The 20,538-nt window shown below is 47.4% G+C and carries 16 protein-coding genes and 1 pseudogene; 3 read left to right on the top strand and 14 right to left on the bottom strand.

All coding sequences use genetic code 11. From position 1 onward, the window contains the following. Window positions 1-28: 28 nt before the first annotated feature. The 10 genes and pseudogenes from EYA81_RS09570 to EYA81_RS09525 form a co-directional block, all read right to left on the bottom strand. A complete protein-coding gene (locus tag EYA81_RS09570; RefSeq protein ID WP_131225681.1) occupies window positions 29-1,282 on the bottom strand; it encodes a hypothetical protein in 1,254 nt (417 codons plus the stop codon). An 82-nt stretch (window positions 1,283-1,364) separates the two neighbouring features. Then, window positions 1,365-2,333, bottom strand: coding sequence for a FimB/Mfa2 family fimbrial subunit (locus EYA81_RS09565; protein ID WP_117599868.1), 969 nt, complete (start codon window positions 2,331-2,333; stop codon window positions 1,365-1,367). A gap of 143 nt (window positions 2,334-2,476) precedes the next feature. Then, entirely contained in the window at window positions 2,477-4,012 is a 1,536-nt protein-coding gene (locus EYA81_RS09560; protein ID WP_117599869.1) for an Mfa1 family fimbria major subunit, read from the bottom strand. 91 nt (window positions 4,013-4,103) lie between these two features. Next, a complete protein-coding gene (locus EYA81_RS09555; RefSeq protein WP_131225680.1) occupies window positions 4,104-4,946 on the bottom strand; it encodes a hypothetical protein in 843 nt (280 codons plus the stop codon). A gap of 38 nt (window positions 4,947-4,984) precedes the next feature. Continuing rightward, window positions 4,985-5,581 carry a DUF3575 domain-containing protein gene (locus tag EYA81_RS09550; protein ID WP_131225679.1) on the bottom strand — a complete coding sequence of 199 codons (597 nt, stop codon included), beginning with the start codon at window positions 5,579-5,581 and terminating at the stop codon, window positions 4,985-4,987. 271 nt (window positions 5,582-5,852) lie between these two features. Continuing rightward, window positions 5,853-6,716: a glycine betaine ABC transporter substrate-binding protein gene (locus EYA81_RS09545; protein ID WP_131225678.1), complete on the bottom strand. Its 864-nt coding sequence runs from the start codon at window positions 6,714-6,716 to the stop codon at window positions 5,853-5,855. A gap of 35 nt (window positions 6,717-6,751) precedes the next feature. After that, on the bottom strand, window positions 6,752-7,567 hold the full coding sequence (locus EYA81_RS09540) for a proline/glycine betaine ABC transporter permease (RefSeq protein ID WP_117599872.1): 816 nt from the start codon (window positions 7,565-7,567) through the stop codon (window positions 6,752-6,754). Continuing rightward, window positions 7,564-8,796, bottom strand: coding sequence for a glycine betaine/L-proline ABC transporter ATP-binding protein (locus EYA81_RS09535; RefSeq protein ID WP_117599873.1), 1,233 nt, complete (start codon window positions 8,794-8,796; stop codon window positions 7,564-7,566). Before EYA81_RS09535 ends, EYA81_RS09540 begins: the two co-directional genes overlap by 4 nt. 6 nt (window positions 8,797-8,802) lie before the next feature. Continuing rightward, a pseudogene (locus tag EYA81_RS19920) lies at window positions 8,803-9,790 on the bottom strand (hypothetical protein). Window positions 9,791-10,401: 611 nt separating this feature from the next. Beyond that, window positions 10,402-10,890, bottom strand: coding sequence for a Dps family protein (locus EYA81_RS09525; protein WP_117599874.1), 489 nt, complete (start codon window positions 10,888-10,890; stop codon window positions 10,402-10,404). Window positions 10,891-11,030: 140 nt separating this feature from the next. Between EYA81_RS09525 and EYA81_RS09520 the strand changes: the two genes are divergently transcribed. From EYA81_RS09520 to ahpF, 3 genes are all read left to right on the top strand, one after another. After that, on the top strand, window positions 11,031-11,957 hold the full coding sequence (locus EYA81_RS09520) for a hydrogen peroxide-inducible genes activator (protein ID WP_131225677.1): 927 nt from the start codon (window positions 11,031-11,033) through the stop codon (window positions 11,955-11,957). A gap of 117 nt (window positions 11,958-12,074) precedes the next feature. Then, window positions 12,075-12,641 carry an alkyl hydroperoxide reductase subunit C gene (gene ahpC / locus EYA81_RS09515; protein ID WP_117599875.1) on the top strand — a complete coding sequence of 189 codons (567 nt, stop codon included), beginning with the start codon at window positions 12,075-12,077 and terminating at the stop codon, window positions 12,639-12,641. Between the two features lie 102 nt (window positions 12,642-12,743). Further along, window positions 12,744-14,303, top strand: coding sequence for an alkyl hydroperoxide reductase subunit F (gene ahpF, locus EYA81_RS09510; protein ID WP_117964318.1), 1,560 nt, complete (start codon window positions 12,744-12,746; stop codon window positions 14,301-14,303). A 41-nt stretch (window positions 14,304-14,344) separates the two neighbouring features. Here ahpF and EYA81_RS09505 read toward each other — a convergent pair whose 3' ends face one another. The 4 genes from EYA81_RS09505 to ruvB all read right to left on the bottom strand — a co-directional run bounded on the left by EYA81_RS09505 (window position 14,345) and on the right by ruvB (window position 20,514). Further along, the gene (locus tag EYA81_RS09505; protein ID WP_117964319.1) at window positions 14,345-16,483 is read right to left on the bottom strand and encodes a S46 family peptidase; all 2,139 of its coding nucleotides are present in this window, start codon (window positions 16,481-16,483) and stop codon (window positions 14,345-14,347) included. Window positions 16,484-16,521: 38 nt separating this feature from the next. After that, a complete protein-coding gene (locus tag EYA81_RS09500; protein ID WP_117599877.1) occupies window positions 16,522-17,883 on the bottom strand; it encodes a TIGR00341 family protein in 1,362 nt (453 codons plus the stop codon). A gap of 32 nt (window positions 17,884-17,915) precedes the next feature. Next, window positions 17,916-19,364 carry a lipopolysaccharide biosynthesis protein gene (locus EYA81_RS09495; RefSeq protein ID WP_117964361.1) on the bottom strand — a complete coding sequence of 483 codons (1,449 nt, stop codon included), beginning with the start codon at window positions 19,362-19,364 and terminating at the stop codon, window positions 17,916-17,918. 112 nt (window positions 19,365-19,476) lie between these two features. Further along, on the bottom strand, window positions 19,477-20,514 hold the full coding sequence (ruvB, locus tag EYA81_RS09490; protein WP_034525480.1) for a Holliday junction branch migration DNA helicase RuvB: 1,038 nt from the start codon (window positions 20,512-20,514) through the stop codon (window positions 19,477-19,479). Window positions 20,515-20,538 lie beyond the last annotated feature (24 nt).

Genomic DNA, 20,538 nt, shown 5'->3' with positions numbered 1-20,538 from the left:
TCGTGATGGCATGACTGGTCATACCTCGTTACCAAGGAATAGCCACCTCCGTATCCTTCCATTCGTCCACAACTATGTCATATTCCATGTTTCCGGATCCTTTCAGTGTGGCGAAGACACGGTAAATCGTATTACGCCGGATATTGTAATAACCCTTGTCATTCTCGGAAAGGTCCGGATTATAGAGCTCGATCCTATACTGCTTATCGAGGTTTTCCATCAGATAATCGATAGATAAGACCAAGGCCAGCGCCCCCTCTTTTCCTTTACCATAGACCCCCGGAGCCACATAAATATAATTAGGTGCCTCTCCCGTATATGGAAGCAGTCTCTCTTTACATTTGGCCACAAAAGCGGATTCTCCGGGGCCCTCGTTGGCGCCTTCATGGAAACTGGGCCTTTCCGGTAGCAATAGGGGATCTTCCATATAGTTGACTCCTCTGATATCTGGGTCACCATTCCCAGTGGCGGTGTATTCCCCGACGGAAGGAAGGACGGAATAACCGCTGGTCTCATTGTTCAGAGAGAGTTTCGTCACTCTGGAAAACGGCAATAAAGGAGACAAGTAGTTTCCCCCGTTATCAACCGTAGTAAGAATAAACTCGACACGGGCATGCATACGTTCCAGAAGTATGCAGGGTGAAAGGGTTACTCTATTATTACCGCTCGTATTGTACGGAACGCGGAAGTTGCATTGGCCTACCATGGGAAGGTACTTCCGGTTTTCTCCTTTTAGATCGTCAGATGTGAAAATTTCGGTTTTCTCTGTCAGCCGTTTAGGATCAGGAATTGTATGTTCCTCCCGGATCTTTTTCAATCCAGACTCGCAATTGACCAGTAAAACAAAAGTATAATTACCACCAGTCAGCTCCAGATCCAGGACAATATCGAAATCCCCTGCATTCACCCCACCCATCTCTCTCATCTCAAAACGGTCAATTCCAGTTACATCTGCCAGCGGATTGGCCGTTCCTTGGGGATAATAGAAAAGGACTTTTTCCAAGGAGTTCCCGATGTTCTTGTAAGCAAAAAGGAGGATATGCTTGACAGTTTTCTCGTATTCTTCTGCACCGATATAGTCCTCCTTCCATTCTCCAAATAAATGTGCAGAAGCTTCTGCCGCCCGGGAAGTAACGGCCCCCCTATTCATTTCCGCTACAATCCGGATGGGAACATCTGAAATGGCTTTTTCCATCTCTTCCGCATCAGACGAACATCCGGTCAATTGTACAATCGCTACGCAGACCACCGTCAACAGCCTCATCACAATTCCGTATTTCATTATCTATCGTTTTTTGTTAATAATCTCAAATCCTTTCTGATATCACACGGAGCATTTGTCTTAAACCTATCCTGACATGATATCAGTTTTCCAATTCTATAGGACGGGAAATGACATTCCAATCCAGAACAGTAGCTTGTACCAGCATCCATGTATCCTTCTCATATTTGAGTTTCAGGGTTATGGGAAAATCATGGTCACATTCTAGACTATACGGCGGCTCACCCGCATCTCCCTGGAACATAATGATGTCATCCACCAGATTTGCTGTATAAAGAATCTCCCCGGTTGTCTTATCAATCAGGGATACGAGTGCGTTCCTGCCCTCTTCCAGTTTCATCAGCGTGAAATCCGCTTTCAATGCCCCTCCAGTGTCACGTACGGCTTGGGTTACATACTCAAAGCGTTCGCAAAGAGCGATCTGACCGTTGAAATCATACACACCGTTGTCATCTTCTATCCTGATAACAAATTCCTCGTCCATGAGGAAAGAAGAACCTATAAAGCTGATTGTGAAGTGTATCCGGTATGTCAATTCCCGCATATTGAAAGTCACCCGCTCGTACACACTCCCCATATCCTCTCGGTTCTCCAGCGATACAGAGGCGAGACCGACATACAGCGATCCGGGGACTGAAGTAGTCCGTCTGTCTTTCAGCCGCAGTGCGACCCGCATTTCCCCCTTGGTAGTAACGCCTTCTTGAAAATCTGAAAAATCATAAGACTCTAGGTCACTGCCACCCCATGCGACAAATGTAAGTTTTCCAGTATGCTGTAATGTGGCAGACAAAGAATAATCCGCTGAAAGGAGTACTTTCTTGTCGGAAAATTCGCCTACCAGCACGCCATTGGCATCAAAGGCAAATACCCGGACCTGCCTGATATCTGACGGATAATTGGGAAATTGTTCGCAAGGGGTTTGCCTATAAAAATGAAAACTGACACCTTGCGGACAACTGACCAAGTCATCAAATACGGCAAAATCACATCCTATAAGACAGTAAGCCGATAACAAGATAAATGCGACAGCATGTACGCTTCTAAATCTCATTTGATATAGTTTATGTTGGGATTATTTAATAGTTTGAAGTCAAACTTTTAGGTTATTGGAGAGGGAAGGGAAAAAATCCACATCCCTCTCTAAAATTGTGTAAGAAATTGTTTGCTGAATTTATCAACTGTTTAATAGTAATATTACTCAAGAATAACATCACGTGAGACAAGGTTCCACTGGAGCACTTTAGCCTCGACACGCATGTAGGTCTCTTCTTTCTCGATATCCGGATTTTCCGGATTTGTCGGTTCATCCTTATCATCAGGTTTTGGCAAATACGGATCTTTAGGATCAGAAGGATCCCATGGCATACCCAATCCCTGGAAAGACTTGATTGTCAACAGATAGGTATTATTACGGCGTGTGTCAGCGTTCACAATCGACTTTCCATCAGCGGTAATAGTCTGACGGTTCCATAACGCACGATATGCACATTTTCCACTTGTATAGGTATAAGCTTTTTGGTCCGGGCTCCACTTACTTTTCTTTGCGGCTTCTTTGCTGGCATAGATAAGACCGTCATCTTCTCCCCGATAGAACGTTGTTCCTTTTGCATAATTATCCATTTTAACCAATGTTTTTCCATCATCATCAAGCTTCCATACTTCATTAGGGATATAAGTTACATAAACCTTGGCATAAGGTAGACGATAGTAACCGTAATTTTTATTTTCAGCTGTAAGCGCTTCCTTTTTTACAGAATTTTCCAAAAAATAAATACCTGCTACATTTTTAGCAGTATTAACATTTTCTGCAACGCCTTTAGCTGCATACATACCAAGATCATTCCGCTGTGGATTGTCCTTCGACAGAAGATTCCCCAAACGGATCAAATTTTCTTTAGCTGAACCTTCCGGTTCTTTGGCCGCCTTAAAATCGGTATATCCATCAATGGCTGATGCAAAGCCATCGTAAAGGCCATCGGCATCTCCAATTGTACGCTTTCCCGCATGGTTACGGAAAAGGTATGTCTTTGCGGCACCGTTGATGGCAGTATACTTGATGTCGGCAAGATCAACCGTTCCTTTTTTATCTGCGGTTGCTTCTTCCAAAGCAGCATCCTTCGCGACCAATCCTTGTGCCACGATACGCTCCACATCAAAGGAGAATACATTTTGAGCCTCACTTGTACCCGTTTTGGCAGCATCCTCGGTAATGCCGGGAACAATAGTTTTCTGCTCAGCTCTCGAAGTCATGACAAACTTGTTGTCTGTGGCGAGAGCGGCAATATTGTCTACTGCGGCAGCTGTACTACCATATGTCTGATCCGCGGCTGTTGCAATATCAGCGGAAAGGGCACCCTTGTTAAACAACAACGCCATGGCTTGAGGGCCGGAATTCGTTTTCCATGGAGCGACCTTAAATGTACCGGCTGTTTGCGTTTCCCAAAACTTACCTGTCTCATCAGCTGTCTCTCCTAACGTCCATGCTTGTGGGCGGACATTTGAGAGAAGCTGTAAATCTGTAAGCTTACTCTCTTCCGTTCTTCCTCCGTAATCTTCCTGATTGTCATTCACTGCTCTGGTTGAGACATCCTTCATGGTGGAAATGTACATTCCCACAAATGTTGTTCCCTCACCCAGATTGTTTACCGGAGGGACATCCTCATTATTACAAGCTGTCATGCCCAGACTTAGGGCTACAACCCCTGCTAAAAACAAATTGTTTACTTTCATAACTTAAACTGTTTAGTAAATAAATAATTTAATTATTAATACATTAAATGCTTTTTTCATTCGTTAGCCCCATCATACAAGTAAGGAATTTTCATTCCAAAGGTTCCATATCTTTTTTCAGCAATTCCTCCGCCTTCCGCCAGTCACCTTTCATATTGTGGGCAATTGCCATAGGATAAACAGAACGGCTGTCACTCTTTATTGTGTCCAATATCATCAGAGCCTTGTCCGCATCCTTTTCATACTTTAAAAGCGCATTGGCATAGTTAAGTGTCGCCAACGGATCAGGTGCAAACTGCTCATAAGCCTTCCTATATATATTTACCGGATTTTTTCCTTGTTCAGTATACAGTTGTGCCAGTCTACACATCTCGTACAAGCTCAGGCACCCGGGAACGGTAATAAACATTTCCTCCAGTTCGTCATCCATATAGGGACGTACATCGAAGCTCATGCGGAAGACAGTGCGGCGCAGGACAGGATAAACCGTGGATAGCAAATCAGTATAGACTTTTCCCCCATTCAGAGAACGAATTCCAGTCCCCTTCAAATCTCCGGCCTTGCGGATATCCTTCACTGGAACTGATGTATCCGGATTACCACCCAGAGTCTCTCTACGGATAACGGCCTTATATCTTTTCCTTCCAGATATACACAAGGGAAGGAAATCAGTCTTGATTTTGCCGTCAGAGGAGACCAAGGAAGGATAGATATAGACAATCTCCTGGGCACCCAACCGCTTGACAGATCCTGCTATATTGAAAGAGGCAGTAAACACTTTCCCGTCCGTACTACGTCCGACTTTCAGATCTGTATATTCCAGACGGGGATTCCCTCCCCTGACAACTTTATTCCCTGCTTGTCCTGCCAGTGGCAAGCAGTATACATATCCCATAACAGAGAGTATTCCTATATAATAATCTATCGGTCTCATTAATTACGTTTTTTATGTTTATATACGCGACTCGTCATTCATTTGATCATATAGACTATCGAAACTGCAAGCTTTGTAGGTCCCAGATAATCGGCTTTCCCCTTGCCTATCTTTTTCCCGCAAGAAGTACATCTGAATTTGTCATATTTAACACGTGCATAGCCCACTCCCAAAGATGCCTCCACACTGAATCTGCTGGACAGTATCCAATGATAGCCTGCACTGACACCACCACCGTAAAAATATCCCTCGTAACGGTGCCCTTTCATTTCTCTGGAATGGTTCTGAATGATAAAAGGAATATTTATACCCGCCACATTCATTTGGCCTCCGTGGATATGAATGCCCCAAAATAAGCCGTTAAATGTTTCACAAGTCCAATATCTTACCTCCGGTTGTACAAGCCAATGACTCCATTTCCTTGTCTTATAACGATTTGCCGTGGCATCATTCTCATAAAAGAAAAAATTCATACCTACCTGAGCGTCCAGAGTCCATTTCTTTCCTAGGGAGAACTCTACTGAAAGATTGGGTGTTAGCAAGGCGTCATAGGCAAGGTTGTTTTTCAACGCAACCTTTTGTGAGAAGGTCTGCAGGCTGGACAGCAGGAAGAAAAAAAAACATACTTGTTTCATATTGTCACTGATAGTTTTACTAGGAAAAACATACTTGTTTTATGATGTTAACTTTGATAATGCAAAATTATGAATATACAACCATGTTTTTGTTATGAATATTAGACATAGAATTACGCAAAACAGTCTTTTAATGGCATACAATGTATGCCATTAAGACAATAATAGGGTATATACTCTTTTTCAAAATATTACCAGAAATATGGCGGGACAGTTAGCACCCACCTTACGAAGAAAAAAGGATTGAAAGTCATCCATTCCAGCGTAATGTTCATCGGTTGTATTTCTCCTTGTCCGGAATCCAGCTGTCTATCAAATCCCTATGCTTATCCATCCACTGGCGTACAGCTCTTGTCTCGGTCTCACGGGTTTCCTCTATGGTCCGCATCAAAGAGCTGATCTCGGTATCGGACAGATGGATGTTTCCCAAAAGGGCGGCAACGAACGGATGCTCCTTACTGAATCCTTTCCTGGCAATGGAATGGATTTGCTCGGCCTCCCCATAAACGTTTTTCGAATCTTCCAGCACTCTCAGACAGAAGAGATCAAACATCCAGTGCGGGGTCCATCCGGTCACAACGATCCATTCCTTCTTGTCGATAGCCTTCTTCAGCAAGGCCGTCATGGCGGGACCGCTGGAGATCATGAGCTTGTAGTCCAGACCGTATTCAGGGATGGCTTTCTCCGTGCATTTCATGATACCGGTACCCGCATCAATTCCCACGATCTCTCCGGAAAACCGTCCGGTATGACCGCCCAGCTCCTCTATCATATGGACTGGGACATATTCGGGCACCACAAGACCGATACGGGCACTGTCGTATATCTGCCCGAGGATTTCCAGTTTACCATTGTATTTCCGGAAATAATCGGCATGGGTCACCGGCAGCCAGCTGTCCATGAACACGTCTGTCTTACCTCTTGCCAACGAAGTGAATATGGGAGCTATGTCCGCATTCAAAAGTTCTATTCTGTATCCTTGCTCCGAGAGAATCTCCTTGGCCAAATAGGTGACCGCTATCCCTTCGGCCCAGTTCGCATAGGCTATACGGATTTTCTTGTCAGAAATGTTACCGCATGAGAAGAATATCGTAACAGCCAACAAGACTGTGAAAAATTTCGTTTTGTTTCTCATAATCATTCTGTCTTTCATTATATGTTCTACTCCTTCTATTTTTTTCGTGCTATTCCCTGTGTGATCCGATCAAGCACGATAGCCAGTATTACAACGGCAATCCCTCCTTCGAATCCCATGCCAATCTTCATCTGCGTGATACCTTTCAATACTATTTCCCCCAAACCTCCAGCTGATATCATAGCAGCTACCACTACCATAGAGAGAGACATCATGATGGTCTGGTTGACACCGGCAAGAATAGTCGGCAACGCCAGCGGTAATTGTACCTTGTAGAGCAGCTGCCAAGAAGTGGCTCCAAAAGACCGGGCGGCCTCCACCACATTTTTCGGCACCTGGCAGATACCCAATGCGGTGAGCCTTGCTACCGGAGGCATGGCGAAAATGATCGTGGCAAAGGCTCCCGGCACCGTTCCCAGCCCGAAAAAGAGCACTGCCGGTATCAGATAGACAAAGGCCGGCATAGTCTGCATACAATCAAGTACCGGCTGCAGGACTTTGTTGCAGCGTCCGCTGCTCGCCATCCAGATCCCCAGAGGGATTCCCAGCAGCAATGCCATACCGGTGGAGGAAAGTACCAGAGCCAGGGTCTGCATGGTCTCCTCCCAGAGTCCCATCCCGTAGACGAGCGACAGCCCTAGGAGGGTGAAGCCCCCCGTCTCCCTGCCACTCTTGTATAACGCCAGGAAAGTGAGTGTTACGATGGTTATGTAAAAAGGTATCTCGAGCAGGATGCACAGTATCCCGTCAATAACGCCTTCCACTCCCAGACTCAGCAGGTCAAAAAATGATGCGCCGTGCTCGGTCAACCATTCCACGGCCATTTCTATATATTCTCCTATCTTTATCATAATTTTATTGCGTTTTGAATGATTTCATTGATTTCTTTCTTGTCTTTTCCCGTCACCTCAATAATGAGTGACGAGAGCGGTACCATCCCTTCAAACTCACGTCGCTCATTAACTACCCAGATGGGCGAGTTGGTCTTCGTCATCAAGGGAAGTATATCCTCCACCACAGTGTCACTTAATACGGAATGTACCTCTTTCTTTATCACAGAGTCTATATTCAGGATATGCTCCTTACGCAACCAGAGAAGATCTTCCAGGCGAACCTCACCTACCAGTATACCATCCGGGTCCACTACAGGCAACACGGTTGTCTTCCGTTCTCTCATCTTTCGAGTCAGAACCTCCGGCCCTTCTTTTCCCAACCTTGCCACCATAGGCTTGTCCACCATAATGGAGGCGGCAGTGACAATCCTACTGCGGTCCACATTCTCTACAAAACACCTCACATACTCATTGGCGGGGGTGGTCAGAATCTCTTCGGAAGTGCCGGTTTGCTGTATCTCCCCATCACGCATGATGGCGATACGGTCACCCAACTTGACAGCCTCCTCCAAGTCGTGTGTGATAAATACGATGGTCTTTTTCATCTTTGACTGCAAGGCCAGCAGCTCGTCCTGCATCTGTACCCGTATCAGCGGGTCCAGCGCTGAGAAGGCCTCGTCCATCAGCAGGACTTCCGGATCGTTGGCCAGAGCACGTGCCAGTCCCACTCGTTGCTGCATGCCTCCAGACAGCTCACTGACCATCAGGTCGGCATATCCGTCTAGCCCGACCAAACGCATGCTTTCTGCTGCCTTTAATTCACGTTCCCTCTTCTCCACCCCTTGCAACTCAAGTCCGAAAGCGATATTTTGCAATACAGTATAATGGGGCAGCAGTCCGAAATGCTGGAATACCATCGCCAATTCCTTCCGGCGCAGGGAACGCAACCGCTCCATCGGTATTCCAGCGATGTCCTCACCGTTGATCAGAATCTCGCCGGAGGTAGGCCTATTCAACCGGTTGATACATCTGAGCAGACTTGACTTTCCGCTTCCCGAAAGTCCCATGATCACAAATATCTCACCCTCCCGGACAGAGAGGCTGGCATTGTTCACGGCAATCGTACATCCAGTCTCCTTCAATATCTCATTTTTACTCTTTCCTTTTTTCAGCATTCTGAAAGCCTTGTTTTTTTCAGAACCGAAAATCAAATACAAATTCCTGATCTCAACTTTGTTCTTATCCATAATTCTTTAAAAATAATATCCTATATTTATATTGAATTTGACACTCCAATTGTCTTCCGTCCCCCGGACAAAAGCTTCATCCTATACATCCCCCAGCCATGCGTGATTCCTTCCCACAGCATAGTCAATGTAGGAGAACACCTTTCCCATCGTCAGCGAACATCCCGTCACGTTCTCCAAGCTGTCATTGAACCCTGCAATGCGTTTGTTCAGCAAGCTAAAATCATTGTACAAGCAGATACTGTCCAAAAACAACTTGTGTATTTTAAGGTTCCACCATTGATAGTCGACGACGTAGTGTAGGGCGAAATCGGAACGGAACCCCGTCTTCCGTGTGTCCATATTATATAGCCCACCCACCAGTACCGAACCTCCGAGTTGCTGTCTTCACAAGTTTCCGAAATGATATACCACCCGGACATTGCCCTGATGCACCTCCTTATCACGTCCAGCGATGCCATAGGCATAACGGCTAGCGGACAGTTCTGTGTCTCCACCAGTTCCGGAAAAGTCAGCATTCTGGAAATAGGCGAGAGACAACTCCCACCGATTCTTGCGGAAAAAGTATTTTATCCCCCATGTCCGCATCGTCCTCGAGACCGGCATAATAGCTCAGATTAAAAAAGTAATTGTTGCCTGTATAAGGCAGGATGCCGAAAGGTACTGTTGTCAACCCCATCTGTAGCTAGTGTGATTTGTTGAAGCTATAACCTATCCAGCCCTCCCTGAGCATCCCGTCTCCCAAAGAGGCGGGATAGAAGCGGTAATCTACGGCTAAATCGAATTTCTTGTAAGAAGCGTTCACATTCAAGCGGAACACGTCGAAATCGAACTCTTCACCATGTTTCCGGTTTTCGGATTTCCAATCCGAGTAATTGCAGTTGAAACGGAGTGTGCCTCCTATCTTTAATATCGTTTTTTCCTGTGCCGCCAAAGGTGAAACGGCTATTATTGCCCCAAAGAATGGCAATAGCAAACTTTCTTTATATCGCATAAAGTTACGTTTTGACAGGGATATTTGTCCGATACCCCACAATGGTTTATAAAATGATTTCTATAAGCAGGACCTGTGTGATTTTTAAGAAGGGATGAAATTTATCCGATGCGCAAAAAAGAATTTATGTGCTAAAAAACAGTAGATTGGAGCCTGCTATTTTTGCAAATATACGAAAAACAAACGGATATACCAAATTTCATTCAAATTACTGTAAGTTCTCGAACTTAGGGCAAAACGGTCTATCCTGACAAGGTTTGCACCATACCACTTGCATCTATATTCAAGCATCACGAGGAACATCCCGAAAGATGTCCCCCCCCCGACCGCTTGTGCAAGGCCATGGCTACGTTGCTTTCACATTCACGTCCTCCATGCAGACAGTGCGCACTTGGCTATCGTACGTGAGTGCATGGATGATCTTGCGAAGGTTATCTTTGCGGCAGTTGACGATATGCTCCTGCAAACGTGCCACTCTGATAAGGGTCTTATTATGGTTCGCAGAATCTTTGAATCTAAGGTACAGAACGATAGAAATTAATTATACTCTACAAATAAAACCGGCAGCATCCACTACCGGTTTTATCACTCTATTATCTTTTTACGACTTTTTATTTCGTGCAACTTTTCGTGCTGAATGCAACAAGCATCCAGACCATCTTCTCCTGCTCTTTCAAGTAGCTAGTCATCAAATCTGCTGTCACGTCATCGCCAGCTTCATTTGCCAATTCAATCACTTTTCTTTCTTCGCCAATCAGGTAGCCATATGTCCCGAGGATATGATCTACAGCTTCACTGCCACAAGAGATGTCTGACACTTCCTTCACGTTGGCAACCTTCAGGTATTCACTGAACTTATTTTCGGGCACGCCACCCAGCATCAGGATGCGCTCTGCAATTTCGTCAATCTTCTCGGCGGTATCGTCATACATACTCTCGAACTTCTCGTGCAGCACAAAGAAACTGTGTCCCTTGATGTTCCAGTGCATACCGCGCAGATTGGTGTAATGTACCTGGAAATCGGCCAACAATTGGTGCAATGCTGATGCTACACCAGCCACTTTCTTTTCATTCAAATACAAGTAATCTAAAGTTTTCATAATTCTATTGTTTTAAATATTTATACTATTTTTCTTTGGGGTATTACAAAGATAAGGGGTAAATCAAAACTTGTCAAACAGATAATTTCTATCTTTGCATAGACGAATTCTATACATAACCTTCAAATGCCTTGTTCATCATGACTTTACAACAATTGGAATACATCCTTGCCGTCAACCAGTTCCGCCACTTTGCCAAAGCAGCCGAATATTGCCGCGTAACACAGCCCACCCTCAGTGCCATGATTCAGAAACTGGAAGAGGAACTGGATACCCGGATTTTTGACCGCAGCCAGCAACCGGTATGCCCCACTCCCGTCGGTATCCTCATCATAGAACAAGCACAGAAGATATTGGTTCAAGCCAACCGTATAAAGAATATTATAGAAGAAGAAAAACATTCACTGACCGGTACCTTCAAGTTGGGCATACTTCCTACCGTGGCTCCTTACCTCCTGCCTCGCTTCTTTCCTCAACTGATGAAGAAATACCCCGACCTCGACATCCGGGTAATCGAAATGAAAACAAACGACATCAAGAAAGCCCTGCAGACGGGAGAAATAGACGCAGGTATCGTAGCGAGTCTGGCAGGTATGGAAGAGCTGCAGCAGACACCGCTGTTCTATGAACAATTCTTTGTCTACGTGTCGCGCAAAGACATCCTCTTCAACAGCGAGGTAATCCGTACTTCGGACCTGAACGGCGAACAGCTTTGGTTGCTCGACGAGGGTCATTGCTTCCGCGATCAGCTGGTGCGTTTCTGCCAGATGAAGTCGGCACGCGCCAGCCAGCTTGCCTATCACTTGGGCAGCATGGAGACTTTCATGCGCATGGTAGAAAGCGGTAAAGGTGTGACTTTCATCCCCGAACTGGCCGTTCTGCAACTGGGGGATATCCAGAAAGAACTGGTACGCCCCTTCGCCATTCCCTGCCCTACCCGGCAAATCGTGATGCTCACTAACAAGAACTTTATCCGCCATACTCTGCTGGAAGCACTGACTAAAGAGATTAAGTCCTCTATACCTAAGGAAATGCTCTCTCTGAAGGCAACCCAAGCCATTGTATAGATTTTATCTATCGGTCCATAAAACCTTTCAATCAGATTTCTTGTTCTATCGGGAAAAAATGCTATATTTTTGCAACGAGAAAAACAAAGAACTAAACCTATAAAAAAAAGAAAAATTATGGAACCGATTATCAATTCCCAACTTCCTGAATTCAAAGTTCAGGCTTTCCAAAACGGAAATTTCAAAACAGTATCCCACGAAGACGTAAAAGGCAAATGGGCCATTTTCTTCTTCTATCCGGCAGACTTTACCTTCGTATGCCCTACCGAACTGGTGGACATCGCCGAGAAATATGACCAATTCCAGGCAATGGGCGTAGAAGTATATTCTGTAAGTACAGACTCGCACTTCGTGCACAAAGCATGGCACGATGCTTCCGAAAGCATCCGCAAAATCAAGTATCCGATGCTGGCCGACCCGACCGGCGTACTGAGCCGCGCGTTCGGTGTGATGATTGAAGAAGAAGGTATGGCCTATCGCGGTACATTCCTCGTGAATCCCGAAGGTAAAATCAAGATTGCCGAAATACAAGACAACAACATCGGACGCAATGCAGACGAGTTGCTGCGCAAGGTGGAAGCTGCGCAGTTCGTAGCCACACATGACGGTGAAGTCTGCCCGGCCAAGTGGAAAAAGGGAGCCGCAACCTTGAAACCGAGCATTGACCTCGTAGGAAAGATTTAATTCCTAAACGGTGCCAAATGTGTTTCCCACTTTGGCACCGTTAGTTCCAATACGAGAAACCGACGGTACCCTCTCGTCCAACCTTAACAGCCCATATTAATCATGTTAGAAACAAGTATTTTAGATCAAGTGCGGAGCGTATTCCAGCATTTGGAAGCCCGCTATATCTTCCATATCACCTATAATCCGGAACACGAGCAAGCCCAAGAGTTCATCGGGTTCTTGAATAATGTGGCAAGTTGTTCCGAGAAGCTGTCCTGCCTATTGACCGAGACCGACAACCCAGGACTGGAATTCACGTTACTGAAAGAAGGTGTGGAGACCGGCATAAAGTTTCGGGGCATACCCAGTGGACACGAGTTCACCTCTCTCCTGCTTGCCGTACTGAATGCCGATGGAAAGGGGAAAAATCTACCGGACGAAGCCATCAGCCACCGCATCAAGGCCCTGCAAGGCCCCGTCCGCCTGCAAACGTATGTATCACTGACCTGCACCAACTGCCCGGACGTGGTACAAGCCCTGAACATCATCACACTCCTGAATCCGCAAATCACTCATGAGATGGTGGACGGCGCCCTCTATCAGGAGGAAGTGGATGCACTGAAGATTCAAGGCGTGCCGTCTGTCTACGCCAACGGCAAACTGTTGCACGTGGGTCGGGCTTCGCTCGGCGAATTGCTGCAAAAGCTGGAACAGACCTTCGGTAGCGCTCCGCAAACGGACGAAACACCCATACAAAGAGAATTCGACGTATTGGTGCTCGGAGGCGGTCCTGCCGGAGCTTCCGCTGCCATCTACTCAGCCCGTAAAGGACTGCGGGTTGCCATCGTTGCCGAGCGTATCGGTGGGCAGGTGAAAGAGACTGTGGACATCGAAAACCTTATTTCTGTTCCACAAACTACCGGAACAGAGCTTGCCAATGCACTCCGTACCCATATAGAGCACTACCCGATAGAGATTTTCGAGGAGCGGAAGATAGAGAAGGTGGAATTGCAAGGCCGGGAGAAGAGTATCTCCGTTATAGGCGGCGAAGTGTTCACCGCACCGGCAGTGATCATTTCAACGGGTGCCAGCTGGCGCAAACTGAATGTGGAAGGCGAAGCAGAGTACATCGGACGCGGCGTAGCTTTCTGTCCGCATTGCGACGGACCATTCTATCAAGGCAAGCACGTAGCCGTCATCGGTGGAGGCAACTCAGGTATCGAGGCTGCCATCGACTTGGCAGGCATCTGCAAGAAAGTAACCATATTCGAGTTTGCCGATACGCTGAAAGCCGACCAAGTGTTGCAGGAGAAAGCCCGAAATCTGCCAAATGTGGAAATCTTCACCTCGTCGCAGACCACAAAAGTCGATGGAAACGGGGAAAATGTAACTTCCATCCGCATCAAAGACCGTCTTACCGGCGAGGAACGCGACTATCCCTTGGATGGTATCTTCGTACAAATCGGTCTGGCAGCCAACAGTGCCCCATTCCGCGACAGCTTGGAAACGACTCCGGCAGGGGAAATCAAAATCGATACTTTCTGCCGTACGACACTTCGGGGAGTATATGCCGCAGGAGATGTGTCAAATGTTCCTTATAAGCAGATAGTCATCGCTATGGGCGAAGGGGCTAAAGCGGCGCTTTCAGCATTCGACGACCGTATCCGCGGAGTTATTTAGGAAATATCACCCATAAAGAAGCATAGGCAGGGAAGCACACGTTAAGGATTGGCAATCTTCAGCTCTTGAATCAGATTACCTGCCTTTCCATATTTCTCAATCATGAACAACATATAACGCACATCCACCCCGATGGTGCGCTGCATCTTCGGTTCATAAAGGATGTCGCTGCTCATAGCTTCCCAGTTACCATCGAAGGCAAGTCCCAGAAGCTCTCCTCTGGCATTGAACATGGCACTGCCGGAATTGCCTCCCGTAATGTCGTTGTTGGAAATGAAGCAAACGCTCATTTCACCCTTTTCATCGGCATATCTGCCAAAGTCACCGGAGGAAAGGAGGGATACCAATTCGGGCTGCACTTCAAAATCCACATCGCCTGCATGGGCTCTGACTTTCTCCAGAATGCCCATCGTGGTGGTATAATAATCATATTTCACTCCGTCGGACGGGGCATAGCCGCACACAGTGCCAAAACTCAAGCGCATGGTGGAGTTGGCATCGGGATAGAAGTTACGGGATGCGTACATCCGCCGCACGGCAGCATTGAACAAGCGCTCATTCCGCTCGATTTCACCGGAGGCCTGCTGGACCTCCATGTTCATCTCGAATAGTTTTGTAATCAGATCGATACCCAGACTGATGGCAGAGTCGTTATATATCTGATAGGTGGTGTCCTGCTCCAAGAAGCGCTTCAATCCACGGGGCGTGGTCAGCTCCGAACGGGCATAAAGGCTGTTTACATAGGCACGCTCGTTGCCTCCGTATTCTGTTGCAATTGTCTGGTAGAGCTCGGGAAGGTAGGTCGAATCCACTTGGGAACGGTATTCTTTCAGCAGTGCCGCGAACACTTCCTTGTCAATGCCCAAGTCCAGATTGGCATACTTCTCAACGATGGCTTTCAGATTGGCAACCACCGTTTTCTCTTCGCCCTCAAAGTCGAAATTAAGGATGGACAAAGCAAGCTGTATCAGCTCCGGGCCGTTCAGGAAAGACTCGGCAAAGTAAGCCCTGGCGCGATAAGCTTCGCGGCGGCTCTTGTAGTTCAACTCCAAATCAGTGAAAAGGTGCAGCAAGTGTTCCCGTTCCTTTGGGGTCTGCTGTATCCATCGGCGGAGTTCGGTTTCCAAGGCACGCTTCTTATCCAGCACATGCAACTTTTTAATGGTACGGTTCACCCCTATGCTGTTCTTCCAGTAATTGGAGCTTTCGTCATATTTGGAAGCATACTTGATACGGATGCTGTCGCGGCTATCCATTTCACGCTTCCAGATGGCCTGCTTCACACCACGGACATCTATCTGCGCCTGGTTGGTGGTAGTCATCATCTCTTCGATGCCGAAAGAGGAGAGGTAGCGTTCCGTGCTGCCCGGATAGCCCAGCGTCATACAGAAGGAACCTTCACGGTAGCCGTCAAGGGAAATCGGGGCTACATATTCGGGACGGTAGGGAACATTGTCGGGAGAATAATCGGCAGGGCGGTTATGCTTATCGGCATAGATACGGAATACGGAGAAATCACCGGTATGGCGCGGCCATTCCCAGTTGTCAGTGTCCCAGCCGAACTTGCCTACCGAGGAAGGCGGTGCAAACACCAGACGCACGTCATTGTAATCGCGATAAACGGAAAGCCAGAACTCGTTGCCTCCATAGTAAGCATCCACAATGCCTACCAACGTGGAGTCCTTGCGGGAAACTTCTTCGCCGATAACCAGCATCACCGAATCGACCGCACTCGTACGCCCCGCCTCATCCATATCCGGCTTTACCGCCCCAAGCACGCGGCGGGTCACGTCTTCCTGACGTAAAAGGAAACGTACATAAAGTTCCGGATTAGGAAGCTCCTCACTAAGATTATGTGCCACAAAACCATCCTTCAGATAGTCGTGCTCCACAGACGAATGCTGCTGTATGCTGCTGAAACCGCAATGATGATTGGTAAACACCAGCCCGTCCCCGGACACCACCACCCCGGAACAAAAGCCTCCGAAGCTGACTACCGCATCCTTCAGCGACGGGCGTTTCGTATTGTATAGCTTATTAACAGGCATCTGCAAACCCAGCTCTTTCATGGTCCGGCGTGTCTGCTTGTTCAGGTTTCCCAGCATCCACATCCCTTCATCCGCTTGTCCCGGCAGAGAGAGGAGGAAGCAGACGGCTATCAGTATAAATCTTAATTTCATGCCAAATAAGTATATTTCTACCCCCTCGGGGGATGTTGTCATTCCGTAATCAGCCTCAATTGCTTGGCTCCCGTACGTGCCTTGAGCCATTCGGCAATCTTTTCCTTCTCGTGAGCAGCCGGGTGTTTGCCGAACTTCAATACGGCAAGGGTCACTGTATCCACCCGTACCGAATCTACCGTCAGTTCAATCGCATGAGATATTGAGACTGTCTTCACCGATGGATAGAGCACCTTCAACTCGGGAATAATCTTTTTGCCCAATTCATCGAAGGTTTTATATCTTTCCAGATTCTGTTCAAGAGTTTCAATCTGCTGTTTCTGCTCCACCAAGCGCTGCTCGCTGTTCTTGTAGAAATCTTCCATCACCATGGCACGGATGGAAGAAATATCCACCGCTTCGTTGTTCATGCCCTGAAGCACAATCAGCTTGGTGTTATCGAGCTTATAGTCCTTCATCTTACTGCGGGCAATGGCAATGGAAGCTTCGGGCACCTCCTGCCCTATCAACACTACACGTATTTCATGACCCTTGCCGTCATGGTGAATCTTCTTGTCCAATACCTGCGTATTCTCAAAGGAGAGTTGCTCGTTGACAAAGCGGTTGGCGGCACTTTCAAAGAAGGTATCCTGAATGATTCCTACCGTCAGATACACAGCAGGGCACATGGTCAGCACTGCAATCAGGATGATGTATTTGCGCACTTTCTTCTCCCTATTCTTGTCTACAAACTCCTTACGCTGGAAGTGCATCACACGCACCCCTACAAAAGTGGCGAGACTGATAAACACGGAATTGATAAAATAAAGGTAGAATGCGCCGAGGAAGTAAATCAGATTGCCCGTTGCCAGCCCGTAACCTGCCGTACAGAGAGGTGGCATCAGCGCCGTGGCAATGGCAACGCCGGGAATCACATTTCCTTTCTCTTTGGTAGAAAGCGCAGTCACACCTGCCAAGCCGCCCATCAAGGCGATGAATACATCATAAATAGTGGGCGATGTACGTGCCAGCAATTCCGACTGCCCTTCGGCAACGGGGCTGACCAGAAAAAATATGGTAGCCGTAGTCACACTGAACAAAGTGGTTATCAGGAAGCTCTTCAATGAACGTTTCATCAGTTCAAAGTCATTCAGTCCCACGGAAAGCCCCACACCCATAATAGGTCCCATCAGCGGTGAGATGAGCATGGCACCGATAATCACAGCGGTGGAGTTCACATTCAGCCCCAACGAAGCCATGAATATGGCGAATATCAGAATCCAAAGATTGGCTCCCTTGAATTCCACTCCCTTACGGATGGAGTCTACAGTTTCCAGTTCATTGTCCTTGTCTTTACGCAAATCAAGATACTCTTTCAGAAAGGTCTTGACGGCAAAGGAGTTTCTTTTATCAGAATCCATAATATTTACGATTTGACGATTTACGATTGAATTTACTGTTTCCTTATCAGTTTGTTGATGACGGGGATACTGCCGAGAGGCATATCACGCCACACGATGTAGACCACAAAGACCAGCAACAATATAGTTCGGTATGCCATACGCAGGTAGATATTATCTATCGGGACATACTCTGCTGCCAGGTAGAGAACTGCCGCAAGTAATACATAGCCGCCAATGGCTTTCAGGTCATACTGAATGGGATACTTCTTCTGCCCCACGAAGTAAGACAGCAGCATGGCGATGCCGTAACCGCAGAAGCCTGCCCAGGCACAAGCCATATAACTGTATCGGGGAATCAGAAGTATGTTCATCACTACCAGTACCGTGCAACCTATCAGGGAGAAATAAGCGCCCCAACGCGTCTCGTCAATCAGCTTGTACCAGAAAGAAAGATTGAAGTAGATACCCATAAAGATTTCGGCAGCCATCACGATGGGCACTACCCGCAACCCCGGCCAGTAGTCGCGACCTATAATATGGCGCAGGATGTCCAGATAGAACATGACAGCGAGGAATGCCAGCAGTGTGAAGATGATGAAGAACTTCATGGCTTGCGCATACATCTGCTTGTTGTCCTTGTCCCGGCTCTTCCCGAAGACAAAAGGCTCGTATGCATAGCGGAAGGCTTGTGTAAGCATCGCCATCACCATGGCAATCTTGCTGGCAGCCCCATAAATGCCCAACTGTACGGAAGCTTCCGCCTCATCCGGATAGACAAAAGGAAAAATAATCTTATCCGCCACCTGATTCAGGATACCTGCCAAGCCGAGTACCAGCAACGGCAGACAATAAGCAAGCATCCGCTTCAGCAGTTTTCTGTCCAGCACGTAGGCAAACCCACGCAACTCCGGAATCATGCAAAGCATGATGGTAGAGGTACATATCAGATTGAAAAGGAAGGCATAGCCCACGTCATCCCCTTTCATCCCTACATAATAGAGCAGATTCAGTGCAATGTTCAGGAAGATGAACAGCAGTTTGAGTGCCGCAAACTTAATGGGACGCTTCTTGTAGCGCAAATAAGCGAAAGGAATGCTTTGAATAGCATCCATCGCCACCACAATCATCATCATGCCCACGTACCAGGGATGGTCACCATACTCCAGCCATCCGGCAATGGGGTTGAGGAACAGCAATCCCAATGCAAGAAAGGTAAGCGCCCCCACACTCACACTGAGCAATGTCGTGGAGTACACCCGCATCGGGTCATCCTCTCCTTTATTGGCAAAGCGGAAGAAACCGGTCTCCATGCCGCACGTCAACAACACCAGCATGAGCGCCACCCACGCATATACATTCGTCACTACGCCATAGCCTCCGCTCTGTGCGGACATCGCCATGGTATATACGGGCACCAGCAGGTAATTGAGGAAACGCCCCACAATGCTGCTCAACCCATAAATGGCAGTTTCTTTTGCCAATGATTTTAATCCGGCCACTTCTTTAATGGTTGTTATGAACACAAAGGCACGGAGGCACAGAGTTTTTTAGGATAAGAGGAAAGAGAGACTTTATGTCTCCGCATCTCTGTATTCGTTTTCTTAAAATGAATCACTCGTCGCCAAACAAGGTACGCTGGCTACTATAGAGGCTTCGCCCCAGATGCTTGTAGGCAAGCTCCGTCACTTCACGCCCACGGGGAGTGCGTTTCAGGAAACCTTCTTTTATCAGGAACGGTTCATAGACTTCCTCTATCGTACCTGCATCTTCGCCCAAAGCAGTGGCGATGGTAGTCAATCCCACCGGACCGCCTTTGAACTTGTCGATGATGGTACAGAGTATCTTATTGTCTATCTCGTCCAGACCATACTTGTCGATATTCAGAGCCTCAAGGGCAAACTGTGCGATTTCCGTGTCAATGCTCCCCGAACCTTTCACCTGGGCAAAATCGCGTACACGCCGCAGCAATGCATTGGCAATACGCGGTGTGCCACGGCTGCGGCTCGCAATCTCGGCGGCAGCCCTTACGGAGCAGGGTACATCGAGAATGCCGGACGAACGACGTATAATGCCGCTCAACACATCATCATCGTAATATTCCAGATGCAGGTTGATACCGAAACGGGCACGCAACGGAGCTGTCAACAGACCGCTACGCGTGGTAGCTCCCACCAGCGTGAAAGGATTCAAATCAATCTGTATGCTTCGGGCAGAAGGGCCTTTGTCTATCATGATGTCTATGCGGTAGTCCTCCATGGCTGAGTACAGATACTCCTCCACTACGGGGCTCAACCGGTGTATTTCGTCGATGAAAAGTACATCGTTCGGCTCCAGGCTGGTAAGCACTCCCGCCAAATCTCCCGGCTTGTCGAGTACCGGACCGGAAGTTATCTTGAAACCTACGCCCAGTTCGTTGGCTATGATATTGCTGAGTGTCGTTTTTCCCAATCCGGGAGGGCCGTGAAGCAACACATGGTCCAGCGCCTCGCCACGCAGGCGGGCAGCTTTCACAAATATGCGCAGATTGTCCACCACCTTGTCCTGCCCGCTGAAATCCTCAAAATTCAACGGACGGAGAGCGTTCTCGAAATCACGTTCTCGGCTGGTGACGGGCTGCTGGTTGCGTATATCAAAATCTTCTTGTTCCATTCCAGATTCCTTTGTTTTCTGCAA

It is taken from the genome of Bacteroides sp. A1C1 (genome assembly GCF_004328515.1).
GTDB lineage: Bacteria > Bacteroidota > Bacteroidia > Bacteroidales > Bacteroidaceae > Bacteroides > Bacteroides uniformis.
The sequence above is the reverse complement of the archived record's forward strand: the minus strand, read 5'-3'. Positions and strand labels throughout refer to the sequence as shown.

What these genes read in the sequence shown, in the direction of transcription:
- EYA81_RS09570 (WP_131225681.1), bottom strand. Translation starts at nt 1,282, where the DNA reads ATGAAATACGGAATTGTGATGAGGCTGTTGACGGTGGTCTGCGTAGCG.
- EYA81_RS09565 (WP_117599868.1), bottom strand. Translation starts at nt 2,333, where the DNA reads ATGAGATTTAGAAGCGTACATGCTGTCGCATTTATCTTGTTATCGGCT.
- EYA81_RS09560 (WP_117599869.1), bottom strand. Translation starts at nt 4,012, where the DNA reads ATGAAAGTAAACAATTTGTTTTTAGCAGGGGTTGTAGCCCTAAGTCTG.
- EYA81_RS09555 (WP_131225680.1), bottom strand. Translation starts at nt 4,946, where the DNA reads ATGAGACCGATAGATTATTATATAGGAATACTCTCTGTTATGGGATAT.
- EYA81_RS09550 (WP_131225679.1), bottom strand. Translation starts at nt 5,581, where the DNA reads ATGAAACAAGTATGTTTTTTTTTCTTCCTGCTGTCCAGCCTGCAGACC.
- EYA81_RS09545 (WP_131225678.1), bottom strand. Translation starts at nt 6,716, where the DNA reads ATGAGAAACAAAACGAAATTTTTCACAGTCTTGTTGGCTGTTACGATA.
- EYA81_RS09540 (WP_117599872.1), bottom strand. Translation starts at nt 7,567, where the DNA reads ATGATAAAGATAGGAGAATATATAGAAATGGCCGTGGAATGGTTGACC.
- EYA81_RS09535 (WP_117599873.1), bottom strand. Translation starts at nt 8,796, where the DNA reads ATGGATAAGAACAAAGTTGAGATCAGGAATTTGTATTTGATTTTCGGT.
- EYA81_RS09525 (WP_117599874.1), bottom strand. Translation starts at nt 10,890, where the DNA reads ATGAAAACTTTAGATTACTTGTATTTGAATGAAAAGAAAGTGGCTGGT.
- EYA81_RS09520 (WP_131225677.1), top strand. Translation starts at nt 11,031, where the DNA reads ATGACTTTACAACAATTGGAATACATCCTTGCCGTCAACCAGTTCCGC.
- ahpC (WP_117599875.1), top strand. Translation starts at nt 12,075, where the DNA reads ATGGAACCGATTATCAATTCCCAACTTCCTGAATTCAAAGTTCAGGCT.
- ahpF (WP_117964318.1), top strand. Translation starts at nt 12,744, where the DNA reads ATGTTAGAAACAAGTATTTTAGATCAAGTGCGGAGCGTATTCCAGCAT.
- EYA81_RS09505 (WP_117964319.1), bottom strand. Translation starts at nt 16,483, where the DNA reads ATGAAATTAAGATTTATACTGATAGCCGTCTGCTTCCTCCTCTCTCTG.
- EYA81_RS09500 (WP_117599877.1), bottom strand. Translation starts at nt 17,883, where the DNA reads ATGGATTCTGATAAAAGAAACTCCTTTGCCGTCAAGACCTTTCTGAAA.
- ruvB (WP_034525480.1), bottom strand. Translation starts at nt 20,514, where the DNA reads ATGGAACAAGAAGATTTTGATATACGCAACCAGCAGCCCGTCACCAGC.